We start from the raw sequence: 26,325 nt of genomic DNA, 5'->3' as shown, positions 1-26,325 counted from the left end.
CCCTCCCCCTTGTGGGGAGGGGTTAGGGGTGGGCGTGCTGCGGTCGATCGGGGTGCTGCGGCTGCCGCCGCGCCGCGCCCCGAAGGCGAAAGGCCGCTGGCCTCGCCGGCCGCCCGCCTCAGGGCAAAAGAGGCCGGCGTCGATCTCCGACAGGTCAGGGGAAGCGGCCCGGCCGGCCGCATTCTTCACGAGGACATCGACGCCTTCCTGGCGCGCGGACCGCAGCTTGCGAAGGTCTCAGGCCTCGCCCGCAACGAGGCTGTCGAGGACATCAAGATCATCGGGCTCAGGCGCAAGATCGCTGAGAAGATGGCGCTGGCCAAATCTCGCATCCCGCACATCACCTATGTCGAGGAGATCGACGTTACGGCATTGGAGGATTTGCGCGCGGCGCTCAACAAGGAGAAGCGCAGCGGCGTCGAGCGGCCGAAGCTGACGCTGCTGCCGTTCCTGATGCGGGCGATGGTCAAGGCGATCGCCGACCATCCGAAGCTCAACGCGCTGTTCGACGACGAGGCCGGGATCGTCCACCAGCATGGCGGCGTCCATATCGGCATTGCCGCACAGACGCCTTCGGGGCTGGTGGTGCCAGTGGTCAGGCACGCCGAGGCACGCGACATCTGGGACTGCGCCGCCGAGGTTTTCAGGCTCGCCGAGGCGGCCAGGTCAGGCACGGCGACGCGCGACGAGTTGTCGGGATCGACGATCACCATCACCTCGCTCGGCGCCATGGGCGGCGTGGCAACGACGCCGGTGATCAATCATCCGGAAGTGGCGATCCTCGGCGTCAACAAGATGATGGTGCGGCCGGTGTGGGACGGCAGCCAGTTCATGCCGCGCAAGATGATGAACCTGTCCTCCAGCTTCGACCACCGCGTCATCGACGGCTGGGACGCCGCGGTGTTTATTCAACGGATCAAGGCGCTGCTGGAGACCCCGGCGCTGATTTTCGTGGATTGAGGCTGAACGATCGAGATGATGGCGGGACAGCGCCCCCCTCTGCCTTGCCAGGCATCTCCCCCACAAGGGGGGAGATTCGACGTCGCCACCGCTTTCGCCAACCTCCAACCTCGCAGGAATGGACAAAGCGACCAAGTTGCCAATCTCCCCCCTTGTGGGGGAGATGTCCGGCAGGACAGAGGGGGGCGCGAAGGATCGCTGCAGAGCGTTCTTTTCCCAGGCGCTGCGCCAGAATGCCGAGGAGCTAGAGTCACATGAAGGAAATATCCTGCAAGCTGCTTGTCATCGGCGCTGGTCCGGGTGGCTATGTCTGCGCCATCCGCGCCGGCCAGCTCGGCATCGACACGGTGATCGTCGAGTTCGGCAAGCCGGGCGGCACCTGCCTCAATGTCGGCTGCATCCCGTCCAAGGCGCTGATCCATGCGGCCGAGGAGTTCGAGAAAATCTCGCACACGGCGAGCGGCAAGAGCCCGCTCGGCATTTCAATCGCCACGCCGTCGATTGACCTCGAGACGACCGTCGCCTGGAAGGACAGTATTGTTAGCCGGCTGAACAGCGGCGTCGCCGGCCTGCTCAAGAAGGCCGGAGTCAAGACCGTGCATGGCTGGGCGAAATTCCGCGACGGCAAGACCGTCGAGGTCCAGACCGAGACCGGCATGCAGGTCGTCCGCGCCGAGATGGTGGTGATCGCGACCGGCTCGGCGCCGGTCGAGCTGCCGTTCCTGCCGTTTGGCGGCGCGGTGATCTCGTCGACCGAAGCGCTGGCGCTGAGCGAAGTGCCGGAAAGGCTTGCCGTGGTCGGCGGCGGCTATATCGGGCTCGAGCTCGGCATCGCCTTCGCCAAGCTGGGCGCCAAGGTGAGCGTGGTCGAGGCCTTGCCGCGCGTGCTGGCGCTATATGATGCCGAGCTGACCCGGCCGGTGGTGAAGCGGCTTGCCGAGCTCGGCATCGAGGTGCTCGTGAACGCCAAGGCCAAGGGCCTGTCGACCAAGGGCGATGCGCTGCTGGTCGAAACGGCGAGCGGCAGGAATGCCAAGATCGCCGTCGACAGGATCCTGGTCACCGTCGGGCGCAAGCCGGTGGTCGAAGACTGGGGGCTGGAGCAGATCGACCTCGATATGGCGGGTAAATTCATCCGCATCGACGACCAGTGCCGCACCTCGATGCGCGGCATCTTTGCCATTGGCGACGTCACCGGCGAGCCGATGCTGGCGCACCGGGCGATGGCGCAAGGCGAAATGGTCGCCGAGATCGCCGCCGGCCACAAGCGCAGCTGGGACAAGCGCTCAATTCCCGCCATCTGCTTCACCGATCCGGAGCTGGTCACCGCCGGCCTGTCGCCGGAGGAGGCCAAGAGGCTTGGCGGCGAGATCAAGGTCGGCCTGTTTCCGTTCGCCGCCAATGGCCGCGCGATGACCAAGATGAGTGAGGATGGCTTCGTCCGGGTTGTCGCCCGCGCGGACAACCACCTGGTGCTCGGCATCCAGGCGGTCGGCCAGGGCGTGTCGGAACTGTCGACAGCGTTCGGCCTGGCGCTGGAAATGGGCGCGCGGCTGGAGGATATCGCCGGCACCATCCATGCCCACCCGACACAAGGCGAGGGTTTTCAGGAAGCCGCGCTGAAGGCGCTTGGGCATGCGCTGCATGTTTGAGAGCTGGCCTCACGGCGGATTCGAACCTCGTTCGGTCGAGTTCCTTCGCGCCCCCCTCTGTCCTGCCGGACATCTCCCCCACTTGGGGGGAGATTGGCAGCCTCGCCGTCTCGCCCTACTTTAGGCGTTGGAGATTGGCGAAAGCGGAGATGCCGGCCAATCTCCCCCCGAGTGGGGGAGATGCCCGGTAGGGCAGAGGGGGGCGCGAAGGATCGCGGCGCCCCTGCGTAGCTCACCCCGCCAGCCGGCTAACCATCTCGTGCTGCGCGTAGGCGCGGCCGAAGCGGTTGGCGAGGAAGGCGTCGAGCGCGATGTCTTCCTGCTTGACAAAACCCTTCGCCGGCAAGGTGCCGTCGGCCAACATGTCGAGCACCGCGCAGATGGCGGAAGCGGTGGTGATCTGGATGGCGCTGCGCACCTTATCGCCGACGCGCCTGGCGTAGATCTTGTTGGCGTAGGTTTCCTGCAGCAGGCGGCCGTTCTTGCGGCCGCTGACGGTGACGAAGACGATGACCACGTCCTGCAGCGTCGCCGGCAGGGCGCTCTCAAAAATGTCCTTCAGCACGTCGCGGCGGTGGCGCAGGCCGAGATCGTTGAGCAGCGCCTTCATGATCGCGGCGTGGCCGGGGTAGCGGATGGTGCGATAGTTCAGCGTGCGCACCTTGCCCTTCAGCGTTTCGGCCAGTGTGCCGAGCCCGCCCGAGGTGTTGAACGCCTCGTAGGTGACGCCGTCGAGCGAGAATTCCTCGCGCTCCTCCAGCGGCGGCACCTCGATCAGCTCGCCTTCGACGATCGCCTCGCAAGGCTCGCAATATTCGTTGATGACGCCGTCCGTGCTCCAGGTCAAATTGTAGTTCAGCGCATTCGACGGGTATTGCGGCAGCGCGCCGACCCGCATGCGCACGCTTTCCAGCGTGTCGAAGCGGCTGGCGAGATCATTGGCGACGATCGAGATGAAGCCCGGCGCCAGCCCGCATTGCGGGATGAAGGCGCTGTTGGCGGTACGCGCCAATTGCTTGACGCGCCGGGTCGCGACGACGTCCTCGGTCAGGTCGAGATAATGCACGCCGGCGCTGGCCGCTGCTTCGGCGATGCGCGTGGTCAGGTGGAAGGGCGCGGCGCTGAGCACCGCGAACTTGCCGGCCAGGGCCGCTTCGAGCATGCCGGCGGCTTCGATGTCGAGTTCCAGCGTCTCGACCGTGGCAGGAAGTTCGGTCGCGCCGAGCTGTTCGGCCGAGCGGTCGACGAGGGTGATGTGATAGTCGCCGGTGGAAGCCAGCATCTCGGCGATGGTCGAGCCGATCTTGCCGGCGCCAACAATTATGATGTTCTTCATGACAGTTCCCTCGCCTTGCCTTTCACGGAGCGGATAGAATCGCAGCTTGCCTGTCGAAAGGAAGCGTGGAATTGTTCGAAACGAAGTGTCAAATTGAACAGTATGCCGATGAGATTCGTCGAAAGTGCTTAGCAACGCCGAACAAGCCCTGCTCTCCCTGCTGCGCGCGAATGCGCGCGCCTCGACGGCCGAGCTGGCGCGGCGGCTCGGCGTGTCGCGGACAACGGTGCAAAGCCGCATCGAGCGGCTGGAACAGCGCGGCATCATCACCGGCTATGGCGTCAGGCTTTCGCCGGACTACGAACAGGGACTGGTGCGGGCGCATGTCCTGCTCACCGTCACGCCCAAGCTTGCCGACAAGGTGGTGCGCAGCCTGCAGGCGCTGCCGCCGGTGCGGACGCTGCATTCGGTGAGCGGCAATTTCGACATGATCGTCATCGTCGACGCGCCCTCGATCAAGGACCTCGACACGCTTCTCGATGAGATTGGGGCGATGGACGGGGTCGAGCGAACATCGTCGTCGATCATCCTGTCGACCCGGATTGATCGGTGAGCGCTGCCCGCGCTGGCGCGGCTTCCCTCCTTCCACAATGCTGCTGCCGGGCAGAACCTTCTGGGGCGTCGGCGGGACAGCGCCCCTCTGTCCTGCCGGACATCTCCCCCACTTGGGGGGAGATTGGCAGTTTCGGCGCTTCGCTATCCTCTGCGAGGTGCCTGTAATAAAGCAACATGAAGTCCGAAAAATGTTGCTTTCCAACATGGCCTGTATGAGAATTGCGCGAACAGGCCGGTTGAATGAGAACAGACAGGAGCCGGACGCCGATGCAATTTGATCTCCTGCTGAAGGGCGGCCGCCTCATCGACCCGGGGTCCGGCCTCGACGCGCGCCGCGATCTGGCCATCGCCAGCGGCCGCATCGCCGCGATCGATTCCGACATTCCCTTCGAGCGGGCCGCGCGCGTCATCGATGCGACGGGGTCCATCGTCGCGCCCGGCCTCATCGACCTGCACAGCCACGTCTATTGGGGCGGCACCTCGCTCGGCGTCGATGCCGACCGGCTCGCTGCAAAAAGCGGCACCACAACCTTCATCGACGCCGGAAGTGCCGGCGCCGGCAACTTCCTCGGCTTTCGCCGCCACGTCATCGAGCGCTCGAAGGTCCGCATCCTGGCCTACCTCAACATTTCCTTTGCCGGCATTTTCGGCTTCTCGCAGACCGTTTCGGTCGGCGAGTGCAGCGATCTGCGGCTCTGTGAACCGCGCGAGACGGTGGCGGCGGCGCGCGAGCACGCGGACGTGGTCGTCGGCGTCAAGGTGCGCTCGGGCCGCCATGCCGGCGGCAGCAGCGGCATCGCGCCGGTCGACCTGGCGCTCGAAGCGGCCGACCAGGCCGGCCTGCCGCTGATGGCGCATATCGACGAGCCGCCGCCGGGCCGCTCGGAAGTGCTGCCGCGGCTGCGCAAGGGCGATATCCTCACCCACTGCTTCCGGCCGTTTCCCAACGCGCCGATCTTCGCCTCCGGGGCCGTGCGGCCCGACATGCGGCTGGCGCGCGAGCGCGGCGTCATCTTCGACATCGGCCACGGCATGGGCTCGTTCGATTTCGCGGTCGCCAAGGCGATGCTCAGCGAAGGGCTAGCGCCTGACGTGATCAGCAGCGACGTGCATCTCTACTGCGTCGACGGTCCGGCCTTCGACATCCTGGTCTGCATGTCGAAACTGCTGGCGCTCGGCATGCCGCTGGTCGAGGTTCTGCGCGCGGCGACACAACGGCCGGCCGAGGCGATCGCAAGGCCCGAGCTTGGCACGCTTAAGGTCGGCGCCGTCGGCGACATCGCGGTGCTGCGGCTGCGTCCGGGCAGTTTTACTTTCGTCGACGCGGTCGGCGCCTCGCTGATCGCCGAGCAGAGGCTGGTATCGGACGGCATCGTGATTGGCGGCACCTGGTGGCCGAACGAGGCGGCTAACGATCTTGGCGATACCGAGCGCTTCGAAGCGCATGCGCATGAGACGCATGTCGATGTGGTGGCCAGGCATTTCGGGCATCGGCTCGATTGATGACGCTGCCAATCTCCCCCCTTGTGGGGAGATGCCCGGCAGGGCAGAGGGGGGCGCGAAGGATCGCCAACCTCGTAAATATTGCGACCAACCAAGAACCGGTCCGAGCGCGCAAAGCACCGATTGAGAGGTCGGCGGGACAGCGCCCCCCTCTGTCCTGCCGGACATCTCCCCCACAAGGGGGGAGATCGGCCGTCATCCCGGCCTTCGCAAATCTTAAGCGCCCGGCGCCCCGTAAACCGGCGTCGCCGTCCCTTCCATCCGCGCCTTGATCTGCAGCGCCACATATTTCGAATAGAAACGCGACAGCGCCAGATTGCCGCCGTGGAACCACAGCGCTTCCTGCGCTGTCGGCTTCCACATGTTGCGCAATTCGCCTTGCCATGGTCCCGGGTCACCCCTGGTGCCAGAGCCGAGTCCCCAGCACGGCCCGACCTTGTCGGCGACCTCGCGCGAGACGATCGCCGCCACGGTCTCGTTCATCGACTGATAGCCGGTGCAGGAGATGATCGCATCGGCCGCCAATTCGCTGCCGTCGTCGAACAGGATTCCGGTCGGCGTCAGCGACTTGATCTCGACACCGCTGCGGATGCCGATCTCGCCGTCGATGATCAGATCGGAAGCGCCGACGTCGATATAGTAGCCCGATCCGGTGCGGTAGGCCTTCATCAGCAGCCCGGTCTCGTCGTCGCCGAAATCGATGGCGAAGCCGGCGCCGCGCAGGCGGTCGTAGAAGGCCGCGTCGCGTGCCTTGATGATGTCGTAGAGCGCCCGCTGGCTTTGCGGCAGCAGCGCGAACGGCGTCGAGGCGACGATCATGTCGGCTTTTTCGGTGGTGATGCCGCGGGCCAGCGCCTTTTCCGAAAAAATCTCGAAGCCGACCTCCATCAGCGTGTCTGATTTGACGACCGTCGTCGGCGCGCGCTGGATCATGGTCACCGCAACGCCGCTCTCCCAGAGGTCGACGGCGATATCGTGCCCCGAACTCGCTGCGCCGATGACCGCGACGCGTCTGCCGCGGAATTTCTCGCCGCCAAAATACTGGCTGGAATGCAGGATCTCGCCCTGGAACGCCGCGGCGCCCGGCAGGTCGATCTGCCGCGGCGGGCCATAGGCGCCGGTTGCGAAGACGATGTGCTTTGGCATCAGCGTGATGCGCTCGCCGGCGCGATCGACCTCGACCGTCCAGATTTTTTCCGCCGCGTCATAGGACGCGCTGACGCATTTTGTGGAGGTCCAGTAATTGAGCTCCATGACGCGCGTGTACATTTCCAGCCAGTCGCCCATCTTGTCCTTGGGCGTGAACACCGGCCAGTTTTCCGGAAACGGGATGTAGGGCAGATGGTCGTACCAGACCGGATCATGCAGCACGAGCGAGCGATAGCGGTTGCGCCAGGAATCGCCGGCCTGCGCATTCTTCTCGATGACGATGGTCGGCACGCCGAGCTGCCGCAGCCGTGCGCCCAGCATGATGCCGCCCTGGCCGCCGCCGATGACCAGGCAATAGGGCTGCTCAAGGGCGCCGAGATCACGCGCCTCGCGCGCCCTCGCCTCGGCCCAGGTCTCGCGGTCCGGATCGGCCTGGTGGCGGACGCCCAGCGGCCGCGCCGGTCCCTTGCGCTCCTCAGAACCCTTGAGGTCGCTCATCGCGGTGAACAGCGTCCGGCATCGGCCGTCCTGCAGGCGCATGATGCCTTGGCCCCACGCCGATGACGTCTCGAAGCTGAACCAGGCCTCGATGACGCCTTCGTCCGCGCTTGCCTCGCCAGTGAGCTGCCAGGCAGACGGCTTTGTCACCGCCAGAGTGGCATCCAGCATGTCGCGGATCGCCGCGCGGCCTTCCATCGTCTTGACGTTCCAGGTGAAGGTCAGCAGGTCGCGCCAGTAGCAGTCCTCGACGAACAGATTGGTCGCGGCCTCGGTGTCGCCCGCCTCGAGGGCGCGGGAGAGCGAGGAAAGCCAGCTGGCCGCCTGTTTTGAGGGTGCCATGTCGAGCATTTTTTTCTCCTTCGAGGGGCAGCGCAAACGGCCCATAAACCAGGCCTCAATCTCCCAGCGGCTCCATCTCCTTGCCCGTCCTGTGGATCTGGGCGTTGTATTTGATGCGGCGGACCGTTTCGCGGGCCGAGCCGTCGAGCTTGTAGGCGGCCGCCACCGCCATCAGGTCGATTGCGGCCAGAAAGGCGAAGCGCGAGGCGGTCGGCTTCAGTGTGTCGGGATATTCGGGCACCGCCACCGTCAGCCTGACGTCGCAGGCGCGGGCAAGCTCGGTGTCGGGCGCGGTCACGCCGATCGCGCTGGCGCGGTAATGCTTGGCGAGTTCGACGGCCTCGATCACTTCGCGGGTGCGTCCGGTCGCCGAAATGGCGATCACCAGGTCGCCGGGCTTCAGGGTCGAGGCGGTCATCCGCATCAGATAGGGGTCGCACTGGGCGCTGACGGTGATGCCGTAGCGGAACAGCCGGTACTGGGTCTCCTGCGCCAGCGCCGAAGAGCTGCCGCCGAGGCCGAACACCGTGACCTGGCGCGCCTTGGCGATGAGCTCGGCGGCTTTCACCAGCTGTGCCGGATCAAGCTGCCGTTCGGCTTCCTGCAGCGCCCGGCGGGCCTCGCCGAACACGGCATTCCAGAACGGCATGCCATTGTCGCTGCTCACCGGCGGCGGCTTGCTCAGATAGAGCGCGCCGACGACCAGGCTCTGCGCCAGCTTCAGCTTGAAATCGCGCACCCCCTCGCAGCCGATGGCGCGGCAGAACCGAGTCACCGTCGGTTCGCTGACCTGGGCGCGCTGGGCGAGCACGGCATTGGAGGCATCGACCGCGAACCTGACGTCGTCGAGCACGACATCGGCGACGCGCCGCTCCGCCGGGCGCAGTTCACCGTAAGAGTCCTTGACCAGCGAAATGATGTCGGGGATGCGCCTTACATGATCGCGTCCATCGGCTTCGTCGCGCGAGGTCGGCCGTCCCTGGCCGTCAGCTTCGGTCATGACTTATACCTGCCGTTCGTGGAACTCGACCATGTTTGCGCATCGCTTGCCAGCTCGCCGAAGTATGTAGGAAAGCAACAAGCTTTTCAAGAAATAGAAAAGCTAATTCAAACAACGATGTAGTCGTGGTGCAAACGATCCCGATGACTGCAGCCGAGGTCGCCGCTTGACGGCAAAGTCGGAGAGTTACAGGCGGCGGTGCAATGCCGTGGAAGAAACCGCTGGCTGAGCAGACGCCATCGGCGAGGCTGCCGATCTCCCCCCTTGCGGGGGAGATGCCCGGCAGGGCAGAGGGGGGTGCTGTCCCTCCAAAATCTCAAGACTTTGGTGTTCCTCGCCCAGCGTGAAGGGAGAGGTGGGCGAGGAACCCAACCTGGAATAGAGCTGCGATCCTTCCCGCCCCCTCTGTCCTGCCCTCCCTTTGCCAAAATTTGGCATCTCCCCCGCAAGGGGGGATTGGATGGCGCTTCCGCTTTCGCCAACCACTAACGCTGGACGCAGGCGGACAAGGCGGCAGCGCAAAGCTGGAGTGACGACCCTGGCTGTCAGCCCGTGCGTCGGTGCTGATCCGAACCGCTATCCAGCCACGCTATGTCGTCGGGCGAAAGCGCAATGTCGAGCGCCTGCAGGCTGTCCTCCAACTCGTCGAGCGTGCGTGGTCCGATCAGCGGAACGGACGGGAACGGCTGGGCCAGGACGTAGGCGAGCGCAACATGGATCGGGCTTTTGCCCAGCCTGTTGGCGAGCTCGATCGCCCGGTCGCGACGGCCGAAATTCTTCTCGGAGTACCAGACACGGACCAGCTCTTCATTGTCACGCTGGTCGCGCCCGGCGCGGCCGGTGAAAAAACCCCGGCCCTGGCTCGACCAGGCGAAGTTGGGCATCTGCCGGGCGGTCAGCCAGGCCTTCCATTCATCGCTGGACGAGGTGACGCAACCCGGCCAGATCGGCACCAGCATCTCGGCCAGCGAAAAATTGTTCGAAAGCGCGCCGGGCTTCTGTTTGCCGGTCCGCTCGGCATAGGCAATCGCCTCGTCCATGCGTTCCCTCGTCCAGTTCGAGCCGCCGAACGGACCGCGGATGCGGCCGGCCCTGACCTCTTGATCCATCGCGTCGACGAATTCGTCGACCGGCACGTCGGGATCGTCGCGGTGCATGAAGTAGACATCGACATGATCGGTCTGCAGCCGGTCGAGCGACTGGGTGAGCTGCTTGCCGATTACATCGGGATAGCAGAGCGGGGTGTGCGCGCCCTTGCCGATGACCACCGAGTGCTCACGCACGCCGCGGTTCTTCAGCCATTGGCCGAGCAGCGTTTCGGTGTAGCCGCTGCCATAGATGAAGGCCGTGTCGAAGACGTTGCCGCCGGCTTCGAAATAGGCATCGAGCAGGATCATGCCCGAGGAGAAGGTGCGAAAATCCTCGAAGCCGAGCGCCAGGCACGAGGCCGGCCGCGGCAGGCCCGGAATTTCGCGCTTGCGGATGGTCGTGCCGGAGCGCAGCCGCCGGCCGGAGATGGTGTTGACGCGTTTTTCGGGCTTCTCGATTTCGTATTCGAGGCCGATGGCGGCACGCCATTTGTCGAGCACGCGCAGATTGCCGAGACTGTCGGCCCAGCCCATGCCCGGCCAGGCAAACTCCTGCTTTCCGGCCAGGATCGCCTCGCCGGCGGCGTCGACCTCGAAGGCGTAGAGCCAGCGGTCTTCCCTGACCTCGATGACCTCCTCACCGTCCGGACGAATGATGCGGATCTCGCCGGTGCCGCCTTCCCTGCCGCTCGCATACCAGAAATCCGCGACCTCGATGCGACCCCTGGTGCCAAGGATGCGCAGGACATTGTCCTGGGCCAGCGAAATGCCGCAGGAGACTTCGGCGACGATGCCGCTGGGAAAATGCAGCAGCGCCGAAGCCCATTCGTCGACGCCGGACTGGCCGAGATGCGCAGCACCCGCGACCTTGTCCGGCTCGGCGAAAGGCTTTCCCAACGCGGCCCCGGCAATCAGCCGCGCCATCGAAACGGGGTAGCCGCCGACGTCGAGAATGCCGCCGCCTGCCAGATCGTTGGCATAAAGCCGGTGCTCCGGCATGAAGCCAGGCATGGCGAAGCCGAAGCTCGATTTCACCATGCGCACCTCGCCGATCGTGCCGGACCTGACGAGGTCGACCAGCTTTGCCGTCTGCGGATGCAGCCGGTACATGAAGGCTTCGCCGAGAAAGGTGCCGGCCTTGCGCGCCGCATGGATCATCGCGTCGGCCTCGAATGCGGTCAGCCCCATCGGCTTTTCGCAAAGCACATGCTTTCCGGCCTCGGCCGCCCTGATCGCCCATTCGGCGTGGCTGGGGTGCGGCGTCGAAATGTAGATCGCATCGACGTCCGGATCGGTGAGCAGAGCCTCGTAGCCGTCGAGGATGCGGGCGCCGGGGAAGTTTTCATTAAGGCCTGATTTGCCGGGATTGCGCGCACCAATGGCGACCAATGTGCCGGTGCGCGAATGGGCGACGCCGCCGGCAAAGGCCTTGGCGATGGTGCCGGGCCCGAGAATGCCCCAGCGGATCTTTCGTGGTTCGGACGTCATTTTTTTAGATCTCCTTGGGGTCGCCTCGGCGTCGCGAGTTGGTGAAAGAAAAATTTCGTGTCTTGGTTTGCATGTCGTTGTGCCAAACCGCTGCGCACCCTCGGTTCCCGACCGAGGGCATGCTTTTTGGCGCTAGCGAATGCGAGCACCTGACTTGTCGAAGAGAAGCGACCGGCCGGCCTTGATCGACACCACCATGTGGTCGCCAGTCGCCCGCTGCCGCGATGCCTCGCGCTCGATGATCAGTTCCTCTGGTCCGGCATTGGCATAGATGTAGCTCACGGATCCGAGATGTTCGGCGACGTCGGCCTTGACGGCGATGTCGCAATCGCCTTCGCCGGCCTCGAAGAAATGCTCCGGCCGCACGCCGAGCACGACCTCGGCGCCGACCGCAGGCGGGGCGCCCGACAGCGATTTCCGCAACCGAGCGCCGCCATGGTTGGCGAGTTCGACGACAGTTGCACTACCGTCGTTGCCGACCACTTGTGCGGCCAAAAAATTCATCTTCGGCGAGCCGACGAAACCGGCGACAAAGCGGTTGGCCGGGTCGTCATAGAGATCGAGCGGTGCGCCGATCTGCTCGATATTGCCGGCGTTGAGCACGACGATCCTGTCGGCCAGCGTCATCGCTTCGGTCTGGTCGTGCGTCACATAGATCATGGTGACGCCGAGCTCCTTGTGCAGGCGCGAGATCTCGACCCGCATCTGCACCCTGAGCTCGGCGTCGAGATTGCTCAGCGGCTCGTCGAACAGGAACACCTGCGGCTCACGCACGATGGCGCGGCCGATGGCGACGCGCTGGCGCTGGCCGCCCGACAATTGCCGCGGGCGCCGCTTCATCAACTCGGCGATGCGCAGGATTTCGGCGGCCCGCTTCACCCGCCGCTCAGTGTCGGCTTTCGGGTTGCCGTTCATCCTGAGCCCGAAGCTCAGATTCTGCTCCACGCTCATATGCGGATAGAGCGCGTAGGACTGGAACACCATGGCGATGCCGCGATCGGCCGGCTCGACATCGTTCACTACCTTGCCGCCGATGGCGATCTCGCCGCCGCTGATGTCCTCGAGCCCGGCGATCATCCTGAGCAGCGTGGACTTGCCGCAGCCGGAGGGGCCGACGAAGACGACGAATTCGCCGTCCTCGACGTCGATATCAGCGCCGTGAACGATCTCGAAGACGCCGAAGCGCTTGACGACATTTTTGAGTGTGACCGCTGCCATGCTGATCCTATTTGATGGCGCCGGCGGCAATGCCGGCGACGAAATGGCGCTGCAAGAGCACGAACACGACGAGCATCGGCACGGTGAGCATCACGGCGCCCGCCATGATGCCGCCCCACGACACTTTGGTGAGGCCGATCAGCGTGCCGAGCGCCACCGGCGCCGTCATCGCGCCGGGTTTGGAATTGATCAGCAGCGGCCAGAGATAATTGTTCCAGGAGGCAAGGAACAGGATGATGGCGAGCGCCGCCAGCATCGGCCGCGCCAGCGGCAGCGCGACGAACAGGAAGATTCGCCATTCCTTGACCCCCTCGACCCGAGCGGCGTCGAACAGATCGCCCGGCATCATCGAGAAGCTCTGCCGCATGAACAGCACGCCGAGCGAATTGAAGAGCGGCGGCACGATCAGCGCCACCCAGGTGTTGGCGAGCTTGAAGTCGCGCGCCACCATGATGAATTGCGGGATCAGCACGACAGCATAGGGAAGCGTGATGGTGCCGAGGATGATGGCGACGACGACGCCCTTGCCGAAGAACTGGTAGCGCGCCAGCGCCCAGCCGGCCATCGAGGTGAGCAGCACCGACAAGAACGTGTAGGTCACTGCCACCGAGACCGAGATGCCGATGGCGCCGATGAAATTGGTGTCGCGCTGCAGATTGTTGACATTGTCGAGGAAGCTGCCGTGCGGCAAAAGCTCGATGCTGGGGCTGAAAATGCCTCTGTCGGGCATGGTCGAGAAGATCACCATCATCCACAGCGGAAACAGCCAGATCAGCGCCAGCGGCGTCAGGAACAGATGCAGCGCGATGCTGCGTCCCAATCTGGATGAAGACCGGCTGGAGGAGGAACGGCTCGAAGAGGAACGTGAGCTCATTTCGGCTCCCTCGTCAGCCACAGTTGCACCAGCGAGATGGCGATCGCCAGCCCGGCCATGGTGTAGGCAATGGCCGAGGCGTAGCCGAAATTGAGCGACCTGAAACCCTGGCGGTAAAGCAGCAGCCCGAGCGTTTCGGTGCCGCCGCCCGGCCCGCCGCGCTCGGTGATCAGGAACGGTTCGGTAAACAGCTGCATGGTGCCGATGATCGACAGCACGGCGCAGAACACGATGATCGGCTTGAGCAGCGGCAGGGTGATGTAGAAGAACTGCTTGAGCTTGCTGACGCGGTCCAGCGTCGCCGCCTCGTAGACATCCTGGGGGATGGACTGCAGGCCGGCGAGCAGGATGATGGCGTTGTAGCCGGCCCAGCGCCAGGTCACCGCGATCATGATCACCGCCATCGCCGGGGTGACGTTGGAAAACCAGTCGATACGCGGCAGGCCGACGCTGTTGAGCAGCTTGTTGATGATGCCGTAGTCGAGATTGAACATCAGCCGGAACACCGCCGAATAGGCGACTTCGCCGACCACGACCGGAGCGAAGAAGGCGAAGCGGAACAGGCCACGGGCCTTGAGCAGCGGCGAATTGAGCAGCACGGCCATGACGATCGCCAAGGTGATCATCACCGGCACCTGGATGACGAGGATGAGCAAAGTGTTCTTCAAGGCGTTGAAAAAGGCCGGGTCGCCGATAAGCCGGCCCCAGTTGAAGGTCGGCGCGAACCGCCACGGCACGGTGCGCGTCGCCTGGAAGGAGATCAGGAACGAACTGATGATCGGCCACAGCCAGAAGATCGAGAAGATCAGCAGATAGGGCGCGAGGAAGCGGTACGCCGTGGCGTTCTGATAGCGCATTCTTTCTCCTTCCTGTCTCGCGCTGGAACGCGGGGTTAATGATGCGGCTGCAAACGGCGGTTCATGAACTTCTGGTGAGGACCAATTTGTCGAAAATCAGCGCTGCCCCTCATCGCCCTTCCTGCAACGCTGGTGATTGGCGAAACCATCGATGACAGCGCCCCTCTCCCCGTCACTATACGGGGAGAGGATGCCGGCAGGCAGGTGAGGGGCAGCGAAACGGTCACAGGAAGGGGGTCGAATTCGAACCCGCCCTCACCCCTCTTCGGCCGAACTCCATTTCACTCTTCGACCGGCAGGCCGGTCGCCGAGGCGATCTGGCTTGCGGCATCGTCGAGCGCCGCCTTGGCGTCGGGATAGCCGCCGCCGAGATATTTGGTCTGCACCGCGCGGACGATGATTTCCGCGTCGCTCTGGAACGGCGTGCCGCGGCTGGGGGCGACTTTCGGCAAGGTGCCAAGAATGTCCTTCCACACCGGCTGGCCGCCCCAATAGGGCTGGCCTTCGGAGACATAGGGGTCGTCGAGCGCCGAGATCAGCGACGGCACCAGGCCAAACCCTTTCAGCATCGCTATCTGGCCCTCATTGGTCGCAAGCGAGTATTTCAGGTAGGCGTAGGCCGCTTCCTTGTTGTTGGACGCCGAGGTGATGGCGAGCGAGGAGCCGCCGAGATTGGCGGCGCGCGGGCCGTCGGCAGTGAGGCTCGGCATCAGGTAGACGCCCCATTTGCCGCTGCCGTCGGGCGACTCGGTGCGTATGGTGCCCTCGTACCAGCCGCCATACATCTGGCTGGCGACCTTGTCGGCGGTATTGTTGGTGATCTTGGTGCCCCAGTCGGCCGAGGTGATGATGCCGGCGTCATTCATCTCCTTGATCTTGGTCATCGACGCCACACAGGCCGGCTGATTGACGGTGATCGACTGCCCGTCGGCGGCGAAATAGGCGCAGCCCTGCTCGTTGGCGATCATGCGGAAGAATTCGGAGTCGCCGTTGAAATCGGCATTGGTCATCTTCACACCAGGATTGGCCTCCTGGATCTTCCTGCCGGCGGCAATGAAATCGTCCCAGGTCTTGATCGAGGTTGGATCGACGCCGGCCTTCTCGTAGAAGTCGCGGCGGTAGAACATCGCCACCGGGCCTGAATCCCACGGCATCGCATAGGCCTTGTCTTCCACTTCGAGCTCGGTGCGCTTGAAGTCGGGGAATTTTGCCTGGTCTTCGGCTGTATAGCCGAGCGTGTGGAGGTCGACGAAGCAGTCCGGGAACTGGCTCCAGTAGTTCTCGGCCTCGCCGTTCTCGATCGTCACGATATCCGGCAGCCCCTCGCCGCCGGCGGCGCAGCCGGCGATCGACTTGTCGTAGGTCGGGTTGTTGCCGAGATCCTGGACCGTGACCTTGATATCGGGGAATTGCTTGTTGAAACCTTCTATGGTGGCCTTCAGCGACGAAGCGGCGACGTTCCAGCTCCAGATCGTGATTTCGCCGGATTGCGCAAAGGCCGGGGCAGAGCCCAGGGCAAGCGCGAGCGCGGCGCAGGTCAGTATGGTGCGCATTGAAATCCTCCCATTTCATTTGCTCTCTCATCGCGAGCGTGCCTAGACTAGGCGCTGGCGAAGGCTTGTCCGCGACAAAGGGAATAAAGAATGGGCGGAAAGTAAGATGCCGGAACGGCCGTTTTATCAGCCCGGCGCCAGCAGCGTGGAGGGTCTGCCGCTGCTGCTGCAGATGTTTCACACCCAGCCGCTGGTGATGCTCAAGCCGCATTGGCATGCCCAGGTCGAGGTGAATTTCATCGTTCGCGGCGCCGTGCACTACCGCATGGATGAGCACGAGATCTCGCTTTCGGCCGGCGACATGTGCCTGTTCTGGGGCGGCCTGCCGCACCAGATGGACGATGCGTCGGACGACGCCGTCTATGCCGGCGCGCATCTGCCGCTGGTGCACTTCTTCCGGCTGCACCTGCCCGCCGACGTCCGCAACCGGCTGATGACCGGCGCGACATTGGTGACCAATGCCACCGACCGGTCCGACAGCGACAATTTCGAGCGCTGGAACCGCTATGTCCGCTCGGGCGATCCAGGCAAGGCCGAGCACGCCGTCAACGAACTCTTGCTGCGGCTGGAGCGGGTGCGCTTCGAACCTTACCGGCTGGTACCCGAAACGCCGATCGAGCAGGAAGCAGGCAGCCCCTTCGATCAGCAATCGCTGCGCAATGTCGGGCGCATGTGCGACTTCATCGCCGAGAATTTCCTCTACGACGTCGATTGCGTCGACATCGCGGCGGCGGCCGACATCCATCCCAAATACGCGATGAGCATTTTCAAGAAGTCGACCGGCATGACGCTCAACGAATATGTCAATTTGTTGCGGCTCAGCTACGCGCAGGCGCTGCTGATGCACCAGGACGCCAACGTGCTGCGCGTCGCCATGGACTCCGGCTTCGGCTCGCTCAGCGCCTTCAACAAGTCGTTCCGCAAGCTGGCCGGCATGTCGCCGTCGGATTTTCGCAGAGGCGCGGGCGTCCGATAGTCGATGCGCAGGGCATAGCGGTCGATGCCGGCGCGCGCTCGATCAGGAACGTCGCTTGTATTGTAATTTGCACTACGGTCAGCCATCTTTTCTGGCAGGAGATGCACATGGCCACCAGCGCCAGTTGAGCGCCCACGGAAAAACGCACCACCGGCCCGAGGCCGGTGGTGCTCTCCGGATCAGTCTGTAGGGGCAGGACCGTCCAGGGATCCCTTAGGATCTGGCTCAAATGTCGGCTTTTCCTTGATCCGGGGCATCGGCCGAACAGATGAAGGAGCCCGCCAGCTGGGCAAGAATCTCGATGGTACGTGCGCCGCCGCGCAGCGCACGATTTGCAATTCTATTCGGCAGCGTCGGGAATTTCGGAGGTGTCGTCGGAAGACTCTACCGGATCATCCGCGGCCGTTCTTGCCAGGAACTTGTCCAAGGCGGCCTGCAAGGACAGGGTGGCCTGCGGCGAGGCCGGCGTCGTCGAAACGACAGCCATTGCATGAGCAATTCCCCGAGCGGACTTATCCCTGGCCGCCGCAGACGTTGCGGCTCCGTGTCCCTGCGATCCAGCCGCGGCCGAGTTGCCGCCGTTGCCGTTGCTTGCGCCGTTACCCTTACCGCCGCCATTGCCGCCGGGTCCGGCGAGGCCTGGAGACGCGACAAGGGCGAGAGCGGCGACCGCTGCGAACAGACTGGTTCGAGTTTTCATAATTCCTCCTTCGAGCCGCCCTCCCGCCAGGATGATTCCGGACTATGATATGAGGACTCTCTAATATGATAGTCCACTACTTAGCCAGTTTGGTTTAAATACACCTGTCCGCAAGGGACCTTGGTCCAAAATTGAAAAGCAAAAGTCCTAACTCTATTGGGGGTATTCCGAGCGGCGAACAAAGCGCCTGCAGGCCACAACGCAGCCGGCAAGCGATAAGCTCGCTCCGTCTGCTGGGTGATGCCGTCCAGCCCAAAAAACGAAAAAGCCGCGGCGAACCGCGGCTTTTCAATGCTTGATTCCCCTTGGGAAACTGGAGCTGGTGAAGCGATTCGAACGCTCGACCCCAACCTTGGTTAGGCTATGGTTTGGCGGAATCCGGAAATAACGGCGCTGCTGCGATATAAAGAGGTTACAAGCGCTCGCCTTGCTTCTGACGAACCCGTCACCCAGCCCACTGTGGCGCGGTTTGGCGAGAATGGAAGCGAAAGCCTCTAGCCGCCCATCCAAGGCATCTCGATCGCCCCGAACGACACAACGATTCCGAGGGCTATTAGCGCAATGCCCAAAGCACCTTCGAAGCGGCGGCCACGCTGCATCAGCTTCTCGACGAAGACGACCAGCGTCAAAAGCAGCATCCAGGCGACGCTCATGACGCCCGCCGCGACCAGCACGGCAAACAGCGCCCAGCAGCAGCCGAAGCAATAGAGCCCGTGGCGCAGCCCCATCTCGAGCGCGCCAACCCGCCCGTCGCGCCAGTGCTGCGCAACGAAAGCGAGCGGCGAACGGCAATGGCTGAGGCAAATGTGCTTGAGGGTCGTGAATTGGTAGAGTCCGGCGACGCCAAGCGTGACACCGAGCGCGAGCGGCGCCCATTTCGAACGCTGAGGCGGGTCGAGGCTCGTCGCAAACTCGCTGCCGAACTGGACCAGGACATACACGAGAAGGCCCGCCGCCGCCCAGACGAGCATATAGCCCGCGACGAACATCCATGTCGGGACGGCCACGTGCTGTTCGCGCCTAGCCTGCGCCGCCGCGAACATAAAGATCATGGGCGCCGCGGCCGGCAGCATCATAGCCGCCATCATCACAGTCCATACAGCGAGAAAGGCGGCGGCGCCGGCGAGTGACCAGCCGTCGGCGGCAATTCCGGCCATCGCCATGCCGGCCATGCCTTCCATACCCTCCATCCCGCCGCGCACCGCAATGCCCATCGGCATATCCATGCTGAAGGTCTGGTAGAGGGTGAGCGCCCACGCCGCTGCTGTCAGCACGACGAGCGATGCGAGAAGGCCGAGCGGCATGCCACGCAAATTCCAGAGCCGCCACGATTTCCTGGAGAACGCGTCAGGCATCGGCACGCCTAATTCGGGCCGGTCCAGTCGAACGGAATGTGCTTGCTCGAGCGGGCCGTGCCCGTCCAGTCGAGCCCGAAGCCTTTGGTGCTCACCTCGACAGAACGCCCCCAGGTGGCAACCTGGCCCGGGCCGACCTCCGAGCCCGGCGGGTTGATCGTCTGCACCCGCTTGCCGGGTGGTGTTGTGGGACCGGAAAGCGCTTCCGCGCGCCCGACGACGAGGCCAGGAATCTCGACCCGCCAGGTGGCGAGGTCGCCCGCCACCTCGAAAGTGATCGGCACGAACTCCATGCCACGCATCTCGCCGATATTGGCGGCAAAGCCCGCCGGCCAGCCGCCGGCCTGGCCGCCGAAGATCGCCTGCAGGGCTTCGCGCTGCCGCTCGTTCGCCTTCTCGTCGAGGTACATGCCCATCACGGCCTTTGCCTCGCCGGCCCACAGATTGCCTTCGAACTCGCCGAGCGCCACCAGCTTCAGTCCGTCGAGCTTCACGTCGCCATACTGACCCTCGCGCACATGCCAGGCGAGCACGCCCTGGCAGTGATTGCCGGTCGGCCGCTGGGCGAACTCACAAGGGCAAGGGATGTCGCAGCTGCAGATGTCGAACCAGTCGCCTGCAAGCCGCCATTGAGGCACTGCATTCATGGCTCTTCCTCCCCGAAATTTAGGGCTAATTATATGTCGAAGGCTGGGCGCACTCCAGTAGTTCGTGCGTCGCTCGCTGATTTCCCCTCCGCTGGTTCCGGAAGCCCGGCCTTGCGATTGCGTGGCACGGTTCTTGCTTCCACAGCTTCAGACATGCCGGGCGCGAAGACCCTGTTCCACATCGATACCGGCGTGTGAGGTTGGGACAATGATGTCGCGTAAGCTTCTGTTCGGCCTTCCCGCAGTGTTCTTGGCCGCCGCCGTGGGGGTAGCCCTCTGGTCGTCCGTCACCTCATGGGAATTTCTGACTGCGACCCAATCCGATTCGGTCTTTTGTTCAAGCGGTCCATCACCCGAGACCGTATCGGCGTCGGCGTCAGCGTCACGGACTTTGCCACCATGTCCGCCGGGCGTCACAAGGTCATAGGGAGCGCCTCGATGGTCGCGAGACTGTGGATGTGGTCGCGTAGAGCATTCCTGAAAGATGCGGCCGCCAGCGGTACGTCCGCGGTCGGCGGAAAAGGCGTCGTAGCGCAGACAAGAATCGGAAACGAACAGTCTCCCGCGGCGGAGTCTTGCGGTTATAGGAATCGGCTAAGAGTGCGCCCAGGGAGAGATTGGGTCATGGAACGTTGGGCTTTGATCACTCGGTTGGCATCAGCCTTTCGCGAATTCGTTGTCCCGCGCTATCGGCCAGAGCTCTACTATATGCGCGGGCCCGGGCCGGCCTCCGCGCGCCGCGAGAACGCGCGCTGAAGGCCGGCCTTCATCCTTCCTGATCTCTTGCAACGTCGCATGGTGCAGCAACCGCGCGCCTAGCGGACCGTGCACTACGTCTTCCGGCTTGGCGCCCAGGCACTCGGCTCGCCCATTTCTGGTCCGGTCGGTCCGGTATGTTTCCTATTCTCCTACTATCTGCGCCACTATCGGTCTTTGACTGCTGTTCGCGCTTAGAATTGGAAAGAGATCGGACCGACCGGACCGTTTTCGAGTCCAAAAAAGACAGCATCCTCGGGCGCGAGCGTACCATCGCATGCCGGATCCGTCTGATGACCAATGGAACCGTGTGGATTAGCAAGAGACTGGGGTTGGTTCTTCCTCTAATTTTGGTCTGAACAACCTGATCGGAGGATCGTCATGACCGCCCCACGTCCGTCCAAGACGCATATCGGAAATCATCGGCTGCATCCTGAAACGTTGATGCTGAGCTACGGCTTCGACCCTCAGCTGTCGGAAGGTGCGGTGAAGCCGCCGGTGTTTCTCACCTCGACCTTCGTGTTCCGATCTGCCGAAGAGGGCCGCGATTTCTTCGATTTCGTATCCGGACGCAAGGAACCGCCGAGCGGAACCGGAGCCGGATTGGTCTATTCTCGCTTCAACCATCCCAACAGCGAAATCGTCGAGGATCGTCTGGCAATCTACGAAGGGGCCGAGGCCTGCATCCTGTTCTCGTCAGGGATGTCGGCCATCGCCACTACCCTGCTTGCCTTCGCCCGTCCGGGTGACGTCATCTTGCATTCGCAACCGCTTTATGGCGGTACTGAAACTTTGCTGGCCAAGACCCTGGCCAATTTTGGCGTCGGCGCTGTGGGTTTCGCCGATGGTGTCGATGAATCAGCCATTCGAGCGGCGGCCGATGAAGGTTGCAGAAATGGCCGCGTATCGGTCATCTTCATCGAAACGCCCTCCAACCCGACCAACTCGTTGGTCGATTTCATGGCTGTCGGCCGTATCGCCGACGAGATCGCCGCCAAACAGGGACAGCGCCCGGTCGTCGTGTGCGACAATACTTTGCTCGGACCGGTTTTTCAGCGTCCGCTTGACCACGGTGTCGACGTTTCCGTCTATTCCCTGACCAAATATGTTGGCGGCCATTCCGATCTGATCGCCGGCGCGGCACTTGGCAGCAGGGCCGTCACCAAATCCATCAAGGCGCTCAGGGGGGCGATCGGCACGCAGCTCGATCCGCACTCGTGCTGGATGCTCGGCCGCTCACTGGAAACGCTGAGCATTCGCATGGAGAAAGCCAACGCCAATGCCCGCATCGTCGCCGAATTCCTGGCCGACCACCCGAAGGTTGCAAGGGTGGCATATCTGCCGTTCCTCGGCGACGACACTCCGGCCGCAGGCGTATTCAGGACGCAATGCACGGGCGCCGGATCGACATTTTCGTTCGACATTCGCGGTGGTCAGGCCGCGGCGTTCGCGTTTCTCAATGCCCTTCAGATATTGAAACTTGCCGTCAGCCTTGGCGGCACGGAATCCCTGGCTAGCCATCCTGCCGCCATGACCCACTCGGGCGTGCCCAAGGACGTTCGGGAACGGATCGGCGTTCTTGAGTCGACAATAAGGCTGTCGATCGGCGTCGAGCACCCCGACGACCTTGTTGCCGATATCACCCAGGCGCTGGCCCTTGCCTGAAAAAATCCCAGTCGGGTGAAATGAAGCGTAAGAGCTTGGAGGCAATGAGGGCTGGACGGCCCCCGTTCTCCTACAAGCCCGTTCGCTCTTGCTTTGGGGACATTTTCAACATCCAGCCTGAGATGTTCGGAAAAACAGCTCGGACGGAATGGTCGAAAATCCAAGCGGAACTTGTCAGACGATGTAGGTCAGAGGACGAGTTGGCGCACAACAAACGAGTAGCGCGCGGTCTTTACGAGTTTGCTTCCGAAAAGCGCATTATGAGCCGCAAACAGGAATTCTTTCCGCTAGCCATGGGTCTTGGACGGAAAGTCACATTTTGGCTTCCGATGGTTGTAGCGATTGAAGACCAGCCTCATGCTGTTTTTGTCGAACCCCGCCGTACACGCGGTTTGACAGCCGAGGGCCGACGGTTCGCCTTTTCCATGATGCACGAACGGATAAGAGCTGCGGATGAAGACTTCGCCGGATTAAAGTTGGCTATCGTACGTTTCGGTGATCCGGAAGGCGACAAGCGCGCTGCACGTTTGTTCACTGATGAAGGCGTTGACCTTTATGGCCTCGACGAAACGGAAATCATGGTTTCGTCCACCTACGAGATGTGGCGTCAGGTTTGTGAGGATCGTGAACGTGAGGCCCGTAGCAAGGGAACGGGTATAGGCCCACTAATCTAAACGCCGCTGCGTCGCCTCGCACCCCAGCGACGCCGCGATTTCACGCCCCGTCGAATCCGCGAACTGGTAACTGCGCGGTGACCACGGCCTTTTCGCAGGCTTGAAGTAGCTGCGATTTCAACCGCCCCAAAAAACGAAAAAGCCGCGGCGAACCGCGGCTTTTCGATGCTTGATTCCCTTAGAGGAAACTGGAGCGGGTGAAGCGATTCGAACGCTCGACCCCAACCTTGGCAAGGTTGTGCTCTACCCCTGAGCTACACCCGCTCGCGCGGCTTTTGGGCCGCAAGCCGAGCCTATATGGCTGAAGGGCGCGGCGATTGCAACAGGGAAATCACAGGTTTTTTGGCGGCAGCCGGCGACGTAAACGAGCCTTCCCTGGCGCGGATAGGAACGCAATCGGCAGCCTTGCTGCGCAACGGTCTTGTCTCGGCCGCGTCATTGGCCGTAAACGGCATGATCCAAACCGCGACAACAAGAAAGTCTGACAAGAAACGACATGCCGAAAACCGAAGCCGAGCTTTTCGCCTTTCTCGCCGATCTCGGGATCGAGGTCTCGACCCTGCGCCATCCGCCGCTGTTCACCGTCGCCGATTCGCAGGTGCTGCGCGGGGAAATCGCCGGCGGGCACACCAAGAACCTGTTCCTCAAGGACAGGAAGGACAACTTCTTCCTGGTCAGCGTCGATGAGGAGGCGGTGGTCGATCTCAAGCAGATCCACCAAATCATCGGCGCCGCCGGGCGCGTTTCCTTCGGCAAGCCGGAGATGCTGATGGAGCTTCTCGGCGTCGTTCCGGGGGCGGTCACCGTGTTCGGCTTGATCAACGATACGCAGTTGCGGGTCAAGGTCGTTCTCGACCAGGAGTTGATGCGCCATGCCGTCATCAACGCCCATCCGCTGACCAACGAGGCAACGACATCGATCGCCGCCGCCGACCTGGTCAAATTCGTCGAGGCAACCGGGCATGATGCTGTTATCTTGAAAGTCACGGCATGATCGCCACATGGATGGCGATAAACCGACTTCTGAGTGAGAATTAAGGATGTTGCGCCGGGCTGGCGGCCGGGCGGCGCGACCGAAAGGGCACGAGATGAGCGACAACAATCAATTTGGCGGCCCATTTGGCAGCAATGGCGGACAGTATGCCACCACTGTGCAGTATGGCGGCACTGACGCCACCCCCGCGAAAGTCGCGCCTGGCGACCCGCCTGTCGCTGCCGACGTCATCAAGGAGACGACGACCGCGGCATTTGCCGCCGACGTCATCCAGGAATCGCGCCGTCAGCCGGTGCTGGTCGATTTCTGGGCGCCATGGTGCGGGCCCTGCAAGCAACTGACGCCGCTGCTGGAAAAGGCGGTCACTGCCGCCGGCGGCAAGGTCAAGCTGGTCAAGATGAACATCGACGACCATCCTTCGATCGCCGGACAGCTCGGCATCCAGTCGATACCGGCAGTCATCGCGTTCAAGGATGGCCAGCCGGTCGACGGCTTCATGGGCGCCATTCCCGAGAGCCAGATCGCCGCGTTCATCGAGAAGGTCGGCGGCAAGGGTAATGGTGCGCCGCAGGTGGCCGAGGCGCTTGCCGCGGCCGCGGAGGCGCGCGCCGCCGGCGATGTGCAGACCGCGGCGGATATTTTCGACGCCATCCTGGAACAGGCGCCGGAGACGATCGAGGCGATTGCCGGGCTGGGCGATCTGCTGTTCGAGGCCGGCGATGCCGAAGGCGCCGAAGCCGTGCTGGCGCGGGCGCCGGAGGCCAAGAAGGATGCGCCGGCGCTCGCCGCGGTGCGCGCCAAGATGGCGCTTGCCGCGCAGGCACAAGCACTTGGCAATCCGGCCGAGCTCGAGCGGCGCCTGGCCGAGAATCCCGGGGACCACCAGGCACGGTTCGAGCTTGCCATGATCCAGAACGCCAACGGCGAGCGCATGGCCGCAGCCGACAATCTGCTGGCGATCGTCAAAGCCGATCGCTCGTGGAACGACGACGGCGCCAAGACGCAGTTGCTGCAGTTCTTCGAGGCATGGGGCATGACCGACGAGGCAACGCTGGCGGCGCGGCGCAAATTGTCGTCGCTGCTGTTTTCCTGAGCACGGCACCAAGCTGTTTTTGCGTAACGGTCTTGCGGTCGGCGACGGCTGCGCCAGATTAGGAGGCCTGACCGATCCGTTCTTCGCCTGGTGACGATTTTGGGTCAGGTTGCGAAGCGATGGGCGGGCTTGATGCGCTTCTTGAGGGAGCGAGCGGAGGTTTGAAGTGCAGGCGGGAAACGCGCATTACCGGCTCGATACGGATTTGCCGCCGACGGTGCCGATCTTCCCGCTTGACGGCGCCTTGCTGCTGCCGGGCGGCCGCATGCCGCTCAACATTTTCGAGCCGCGCTATCTTGAGATGGTCGACGAGGCGATCGCCGGATCGCGGCTGATCGGCGTCATACAGCCCAGCCTCGACGGTGCGCGGCGTGCCGACGGCGAGCCGGCGCTTTGCAATGTCGGCTGCGCCGGACGCATCATCGCGCTTTCCGAGAGCGGCGACGGCCGCTACCTGATTTCGCTGCAAGGTGTGTGCCGGTTCCGCATCGTGCAGGAGCTTGCGGTCAAGACGCCCTTCCGCCAGTGCCGGTTTGCGCCCTTTCTCACCGATCTCGACGAAGATCAGGCCGAGGCCGAGATCGACCGGCCGGCGCTGCTCAAGGCATTTCGCGCCTATTTGCAGGCCAACGATCTTGAAGCCGACTGGGAAAGCGTCAGCCGCGCCGAAAACGCCATGCTGGTCAATGCGCTGTCGATGATGGCGCCCTACGGGCCGGCCGAGAAACAGGCGCTGCTCGAAGCGGCGGACCTGAAGACACGCGCCGAAACGCTGATCGCCATCACCGAAATGGCGTTGGCACGCGAAAACGAGGATTTCGGGTCGAGTTTGCAGTAGGTGGGTGGAAAACAGAAGCCAATTGCGGAAGTCGGCGCCGCCCCTCATCGCCTTGCCGGGCACTTCTCCCCGTATAGGGACGGGGAGAAGGGGCTGTCGGCAGCCTTGGCGGGCATTCTGCAACGCGGGTGATTGGCGAAACCATCGATGAGAGTGTCCTCTCCCCGTCACTATACGGGGAGAGGATGCCGGCAGGCAGGTGAGGGGCAGCGTCGAGGCACGAAGACTGAGGACGAACGAGAGGACTGACAAAAATGGTGGATGGGCGTGATGGAAAGAAGGCCAATGTCGACCCCAAGCTGCTGGAATTACTGGCCTGCCCGCTGACCAGGGGTCCGCTTGCCTGGGATCCGGAGCGCAGCGAGCTCATCTCGAGGGTCGCACGGCTTGCCTATCCGGTGCGTGACGGCATCCCGATCATGCTGCCTTCGGAAGCACGCTCGCTCCCCTTCGACGACGGATTGCCGCCGCCGCGGTTGGGCGGGCCGTCTTGAGGCGTGGTGATCCTTCGCGCCCCCCTCTGTCCTGCCGGACATCCGCAAGATTGTGCACGT

The 26,325-nt window shown here is 63.4% G+C and carries 22 protein-coding genes, 1 tRNA gene and 1 pseudogene; 12 read left to right on the top strand and 12 right to left on the bottom strand.

Features of this window, described 5'->3' with window-relative positions:
- Positions 1-960 (top strand): dihydrolipoamide acetyltransferase family protein (locus BQ8794_RS23460; RefSeq protein WP_244555068.1); only part of this gene is annotated, 960 nt, incomplete at its 5' end.
- 254 nt (positions 961-1,214) lie between these two features.
- Positions 1,215-2,612, top strand: coding sequence for a dihydrolipoyl dehydrogenase (lpdA, locus tag BQ8794_RS23455; RefSeq protein WP_077380989.1), 1,398 nt, complete (start codon positions 1,215-1,217; stop codon positions 2,610-2,612).
- Positions 2,613-2,844: 232 nt separating this feature from the next.
- Here lpdA and BQ8794_RS23445 read toward each other — a convergent pair whose 3' ends face one another.
- The gene (locus tag BQ8794_RS23445) at positions 2,845-3,948 is read right to left on the bottom strand and encodes a saccharopine dehydrogenase family protein (RefSeq protein ID WP_077380987.1); all 1,104 of its coding nucleotides are present in this window, start codon (positions 3,946-3,948) and stop codon (positions 2,845-2,847) included.
- 124 nt (positions 3,949-4,072) lie between these two features.
- On the opposite strand from BQ8794_RS23445, the gene BQ8794_RS23440 reads away from it, so the two are divergent.
- Both BQ8794_RS23440 and BQ8794_RS23435 read left to right on the top strand, forming a co-directional pair.
- Positions 4,073-4,501 (top strand): Lrp/AsnC family transcriptional regulator, encoded by a 429-nt coding sequence (locus BQ8794_RS23440; RefSeq protein WP_027153643.1) that lies wholly within the window; start codon positions 4,073-4,075, stop codon positions 4,499-4,501.
- 269 nt (positions 4,502-4,770) lie between these two features.
- Positions 4,771-6,006, top strand: a complete 1,236-nt coding sequence (locus tag BQ8794_RS23435; RefSeq protein ID WP_077381035.1) for an amidohydrolase/deacetylase family metallohydrolase — start codon at positions 4,771-4,773, stop codon at positions 6,004-6,006.
- A gap of 216 nt (positions 6,007-6,222) precedes the next feature.
- On the opposite strand, the gene BQ8794_RS23425 is transcribed toward BQ8794_RS23435, so the two are convergent.
- The 7 genes from BQ8794_RS23425 to BQ8794_RS23395 all read right to left on the bottom strand — a co-directional run bounded on the left by BQ8794_RS23425 (position 6,223) and on the right by BQ8794_RS23395 (position 16,073).
- Positions 6,223-8,004 (bottom strand): NAD(P)/FAD-dependent oxidoreductase, encoded by a 1,782-nt coding sequence (locus BQ8794_RS23425; RefSeq protein ID WP_077380986.1) that lies wholly within the window; start codon positions 8,002-8,004, stop codon positions 6,223-6,225.
- 46 nt (positions 8,005-8,050) lie between these two features.
- Positions 8,051-8,995, bottom strand: a complete 945-nt coding sequence (locus tag BQ8794_RS23420) for a MurR/RpiR family transcriptional regulator (RefSeq protein WP_077380985.1) — start codon at positions 8,993-8,995, stop codon at positions 8,051-8,053.
- A gap of 545 nt (positions 8,996-9,540) precedes the next feature.
- Positions 9,541-11,571: an aldo/keto reductase gene (locus BQ8794_RS23415; RefSeq protein ID WP_077380984.1), complete on the bottom strand. Its 2,031-nt coding sequence runs from the start codon at positions 11,569-11,571 to the stop codon at positions 9,541-9,543.
- Positions 11,572-11,703: 132 nt separating this feature from the next.
- Complete coding sequence (locus BQ8794_RS23410; protein WP_077380983.1) at positions 11,704-12,789, bottom strand: ABC transporter ATP-binding protein; 1,086 nt, start codon at positions 12,787-12,789, stop codon at positions 11,704-11,706.
- A gap of 7 nt (positions 12,790-12,796) precedes the next feature.
- A complete protein-coding gene (locus tag BQ8794_RS23405; RefSeq protein ID WP_077380982.1) occupies positions 12,797-13,663 on the bottom strand; it encodes a carbohydrate ABC transporter permease in 867 nt (288 codons plus the stop codon).
- Positions 13,660-14,520, bottom strand: a complete 861-nt coding sequence (locus BQ8794_RS23400; protein WP_077380981.1) for a carbohydrate ABC transporter permease — start codon at positions 14,518-14,520, stop codon at positions 13,660-13,662. The genes BQ8794_RS23405 and BQ8794_RS23400 overlap by 4 nt, the downstream gene beginning before the upstream one ends.
- A 281-nt stretch (positions 14,521-14,801) precedes the next feature.
- Complete coding sequence (locus BQ8794_RS23395; RefSeq protein ID WP_077380980.1) at positions 14,802-16,073, bottom strand: ABC transporter substrate-binding protein; 1,272 nt, start codon at positions 16,071-16,073, stop codon at positions 14,802-14,804.
- Between the two features lie 106 nt (positions 16,074-16,179).
- On the opposite strand from BQ8794_RS23395, the gene BQ8794_RS23390 reads away from it, so the two are divergent.
- Positions 16,180-17,049 carry a helix-turn-helix domain-containing protein gene (locus tag BQ8794_RS23390; RefSeq protein WP_077380979.1) on the top strand — a complete coding sequence of 290 codons (870 nt, stop codon included), beginning with the start codon at positions 16,180-16,182 and terminating at the stop codon, positions 17,047-17,049.
- A gap of 340 nt (positions 17,050-17,389) precedes the next feature.
- On the opposite strand, the gene BQ8794_RS35045 is transcribed toward BQ8794_RS23390, so the two are convergent.
- The 3 genes from BQ8794_RS35045 to BQ8794_RS23380 form a co-directional block, all read right to left on the bottom strand.
- Positions 17,390-17,749, bottom strand: coding sequence for a hypothetical protein (locus tag BQ8794_RS35045; RefSeq protein WP_143744655.1), 360 nt, complete (start codon positions 17,747-17,749; stop codon positions 17,390-17,392).
- A gap of 494 nt (positions 17,750-18,243) precedes the next feature.
- Positions 18,244-19,104 (bottom strand): DUF2182 domain-containing protein, encoded by an 861-nt coding sequence (locus BQ8794_RS23385; protein ID WP_244555067.1) that lies wholly within the window; start codon positions 19,102-19,104, stop codon positions 18,244-18,246.
- A gap of 8 nt (positions 19,105-19,112) precedes the next feature.
- Positions 19,113-19,751, bottom strand: a complete 639-nt coding sequence (locus tag BQ8794_RS23380) for a DUF1326 domain-containing protein (RefSeq protein ID WP_077380977.1) — start codon at positions 19,749-19,751, stop codon at positions 19,113-19,115.
- Positions 19,752-20,045: 294 nt separating this feature from the next.
- Here BQ8794_RS23380 and BQ8794_RS37445 point away from each other — a divergent pair.
- The 3 genes and pseudogenes from BQ8794_RS37445 to socB all read left to right on the top strand — a co-directional run.
- Positions 20,046-20,267: pseudogene (locus BQ8794_RS37445) on the top strand (twin-arginine translocation signal domain-containing protein); the annotation flags it as partial.
- A 621-nt stretch (positions 20,268-20,888) separates the two neighbouring features.
- On the top strand, positions 20,889-22,172 hold the full coding sequence (locus tag BQ8794_RS23370) for a cystathionine gamma-synthase family protein (RefSeq protein ID WP_077380975.1): 1,284 nt from the start codon (positions 20,889-20,891) through the stop codon (positions 22,170-22,172).
- Between the two features lie 20 nt (positions 22,173-22,192).
- Positions 22,193-22,846: a type VI toxin-antitoxin system SocB family DNA replication inhibitor toxin gene (gene socB / locus BQ8794_RS23365; RefSeq protein ID WP_425293569.1), complete on the top strand. Its 654-nt coding sequence runs from the start codon at positions 22,193-22,195 to the stop codon at positions 22,844-22,846.
- 189 nt (positions 22,847-23,035) lie between these two features.
- Here the strand turns inward: socB and BQ8794_RS23360 are convergent.
- Positions 23,036-23,110: transfer RNA gene (locus BQ8794_RS23360), tRNA-Gly, on the bottom strand.
- A gap of 232 nt (positions 23,111-23,342) precedes the next feature.
- Between BQ8794_RS23360 and BQ8794_RS23355 the strand changes: the two genes are divergently transcribed.
- The 4 genes from BQ8794_RS23355 to BQ8794_RS23340 all read left to right on the top strand — a co-directional run bounded on the left by BQ8794_RS23355 (position 23,343) and on the right by BQ8794_RS23340 (position 26,265).
- Positions 23,343-23,840, top strand: coding sequence for a prolyl-tRNA synthetase associated domain-containing protein (locus tag BQ8794_RS23355; RefSeq protein WP_077380974.1), 498 nt, complete (start codon positions 23,343-23,345; stop codon positions 23,838-23,840).
- 94 nt (positions 23,841-23,934) lie between these two features.
- Positions 23,935-24,933 (top strand): thioredoxin, encoded by a 999-nt coding sequence (gene trxA, locus BQ8794_RS23350; RefSeq protein ID WP_077381033.1) that lies wholly within the window; start codon positions 23,935-23,937, stop codon positions 24,931-24,933.
- A gap of 166 nt (positions 24,934-25,099) precedes the next feature.
- Positions 25,100-25,771 carry an LON peptidase substrate-binding domain-containing protein gene (locus BQ8794_RS23345; protein WP_077380973.1) on the top strand — a complete coding sequence of 224 codons (672 nt, stop codon included), beginning with the start codon at positions 25,100-25,102 and terminating at the stop codon, positions 25,769-25,771.
- A 254-nt stretch (positions 25,772-26,025) separates the two neighbouring features.
- The gene (locus BQ8794_RS23340; protein WP_077380824.1) at positions 26,026-26,265 is read left to right on the top strand and encodes a Trm112 family protein; all 240 of its coding nucleotides are present in this window, start codon (positions 26,026-26,028) and stop codon (positions 26,263-26,265) included.
- Positions 26,266-26,325 lie beyond the last annotated feature (60 nt).

The organism is Mesorhizobium prunaredense, from assembly GCF_900156895.1.
Classification (GTDB): Bacteria; Pseudomonadota; Alphaproteobacteria; order Rhizobiales; family Rhizobiaceae; genus Mesorhizobium; species Mesorhizobium prunaredense.
This window is presented reverse-complemented; position numbering and strand designations above follow the sequence as displayed.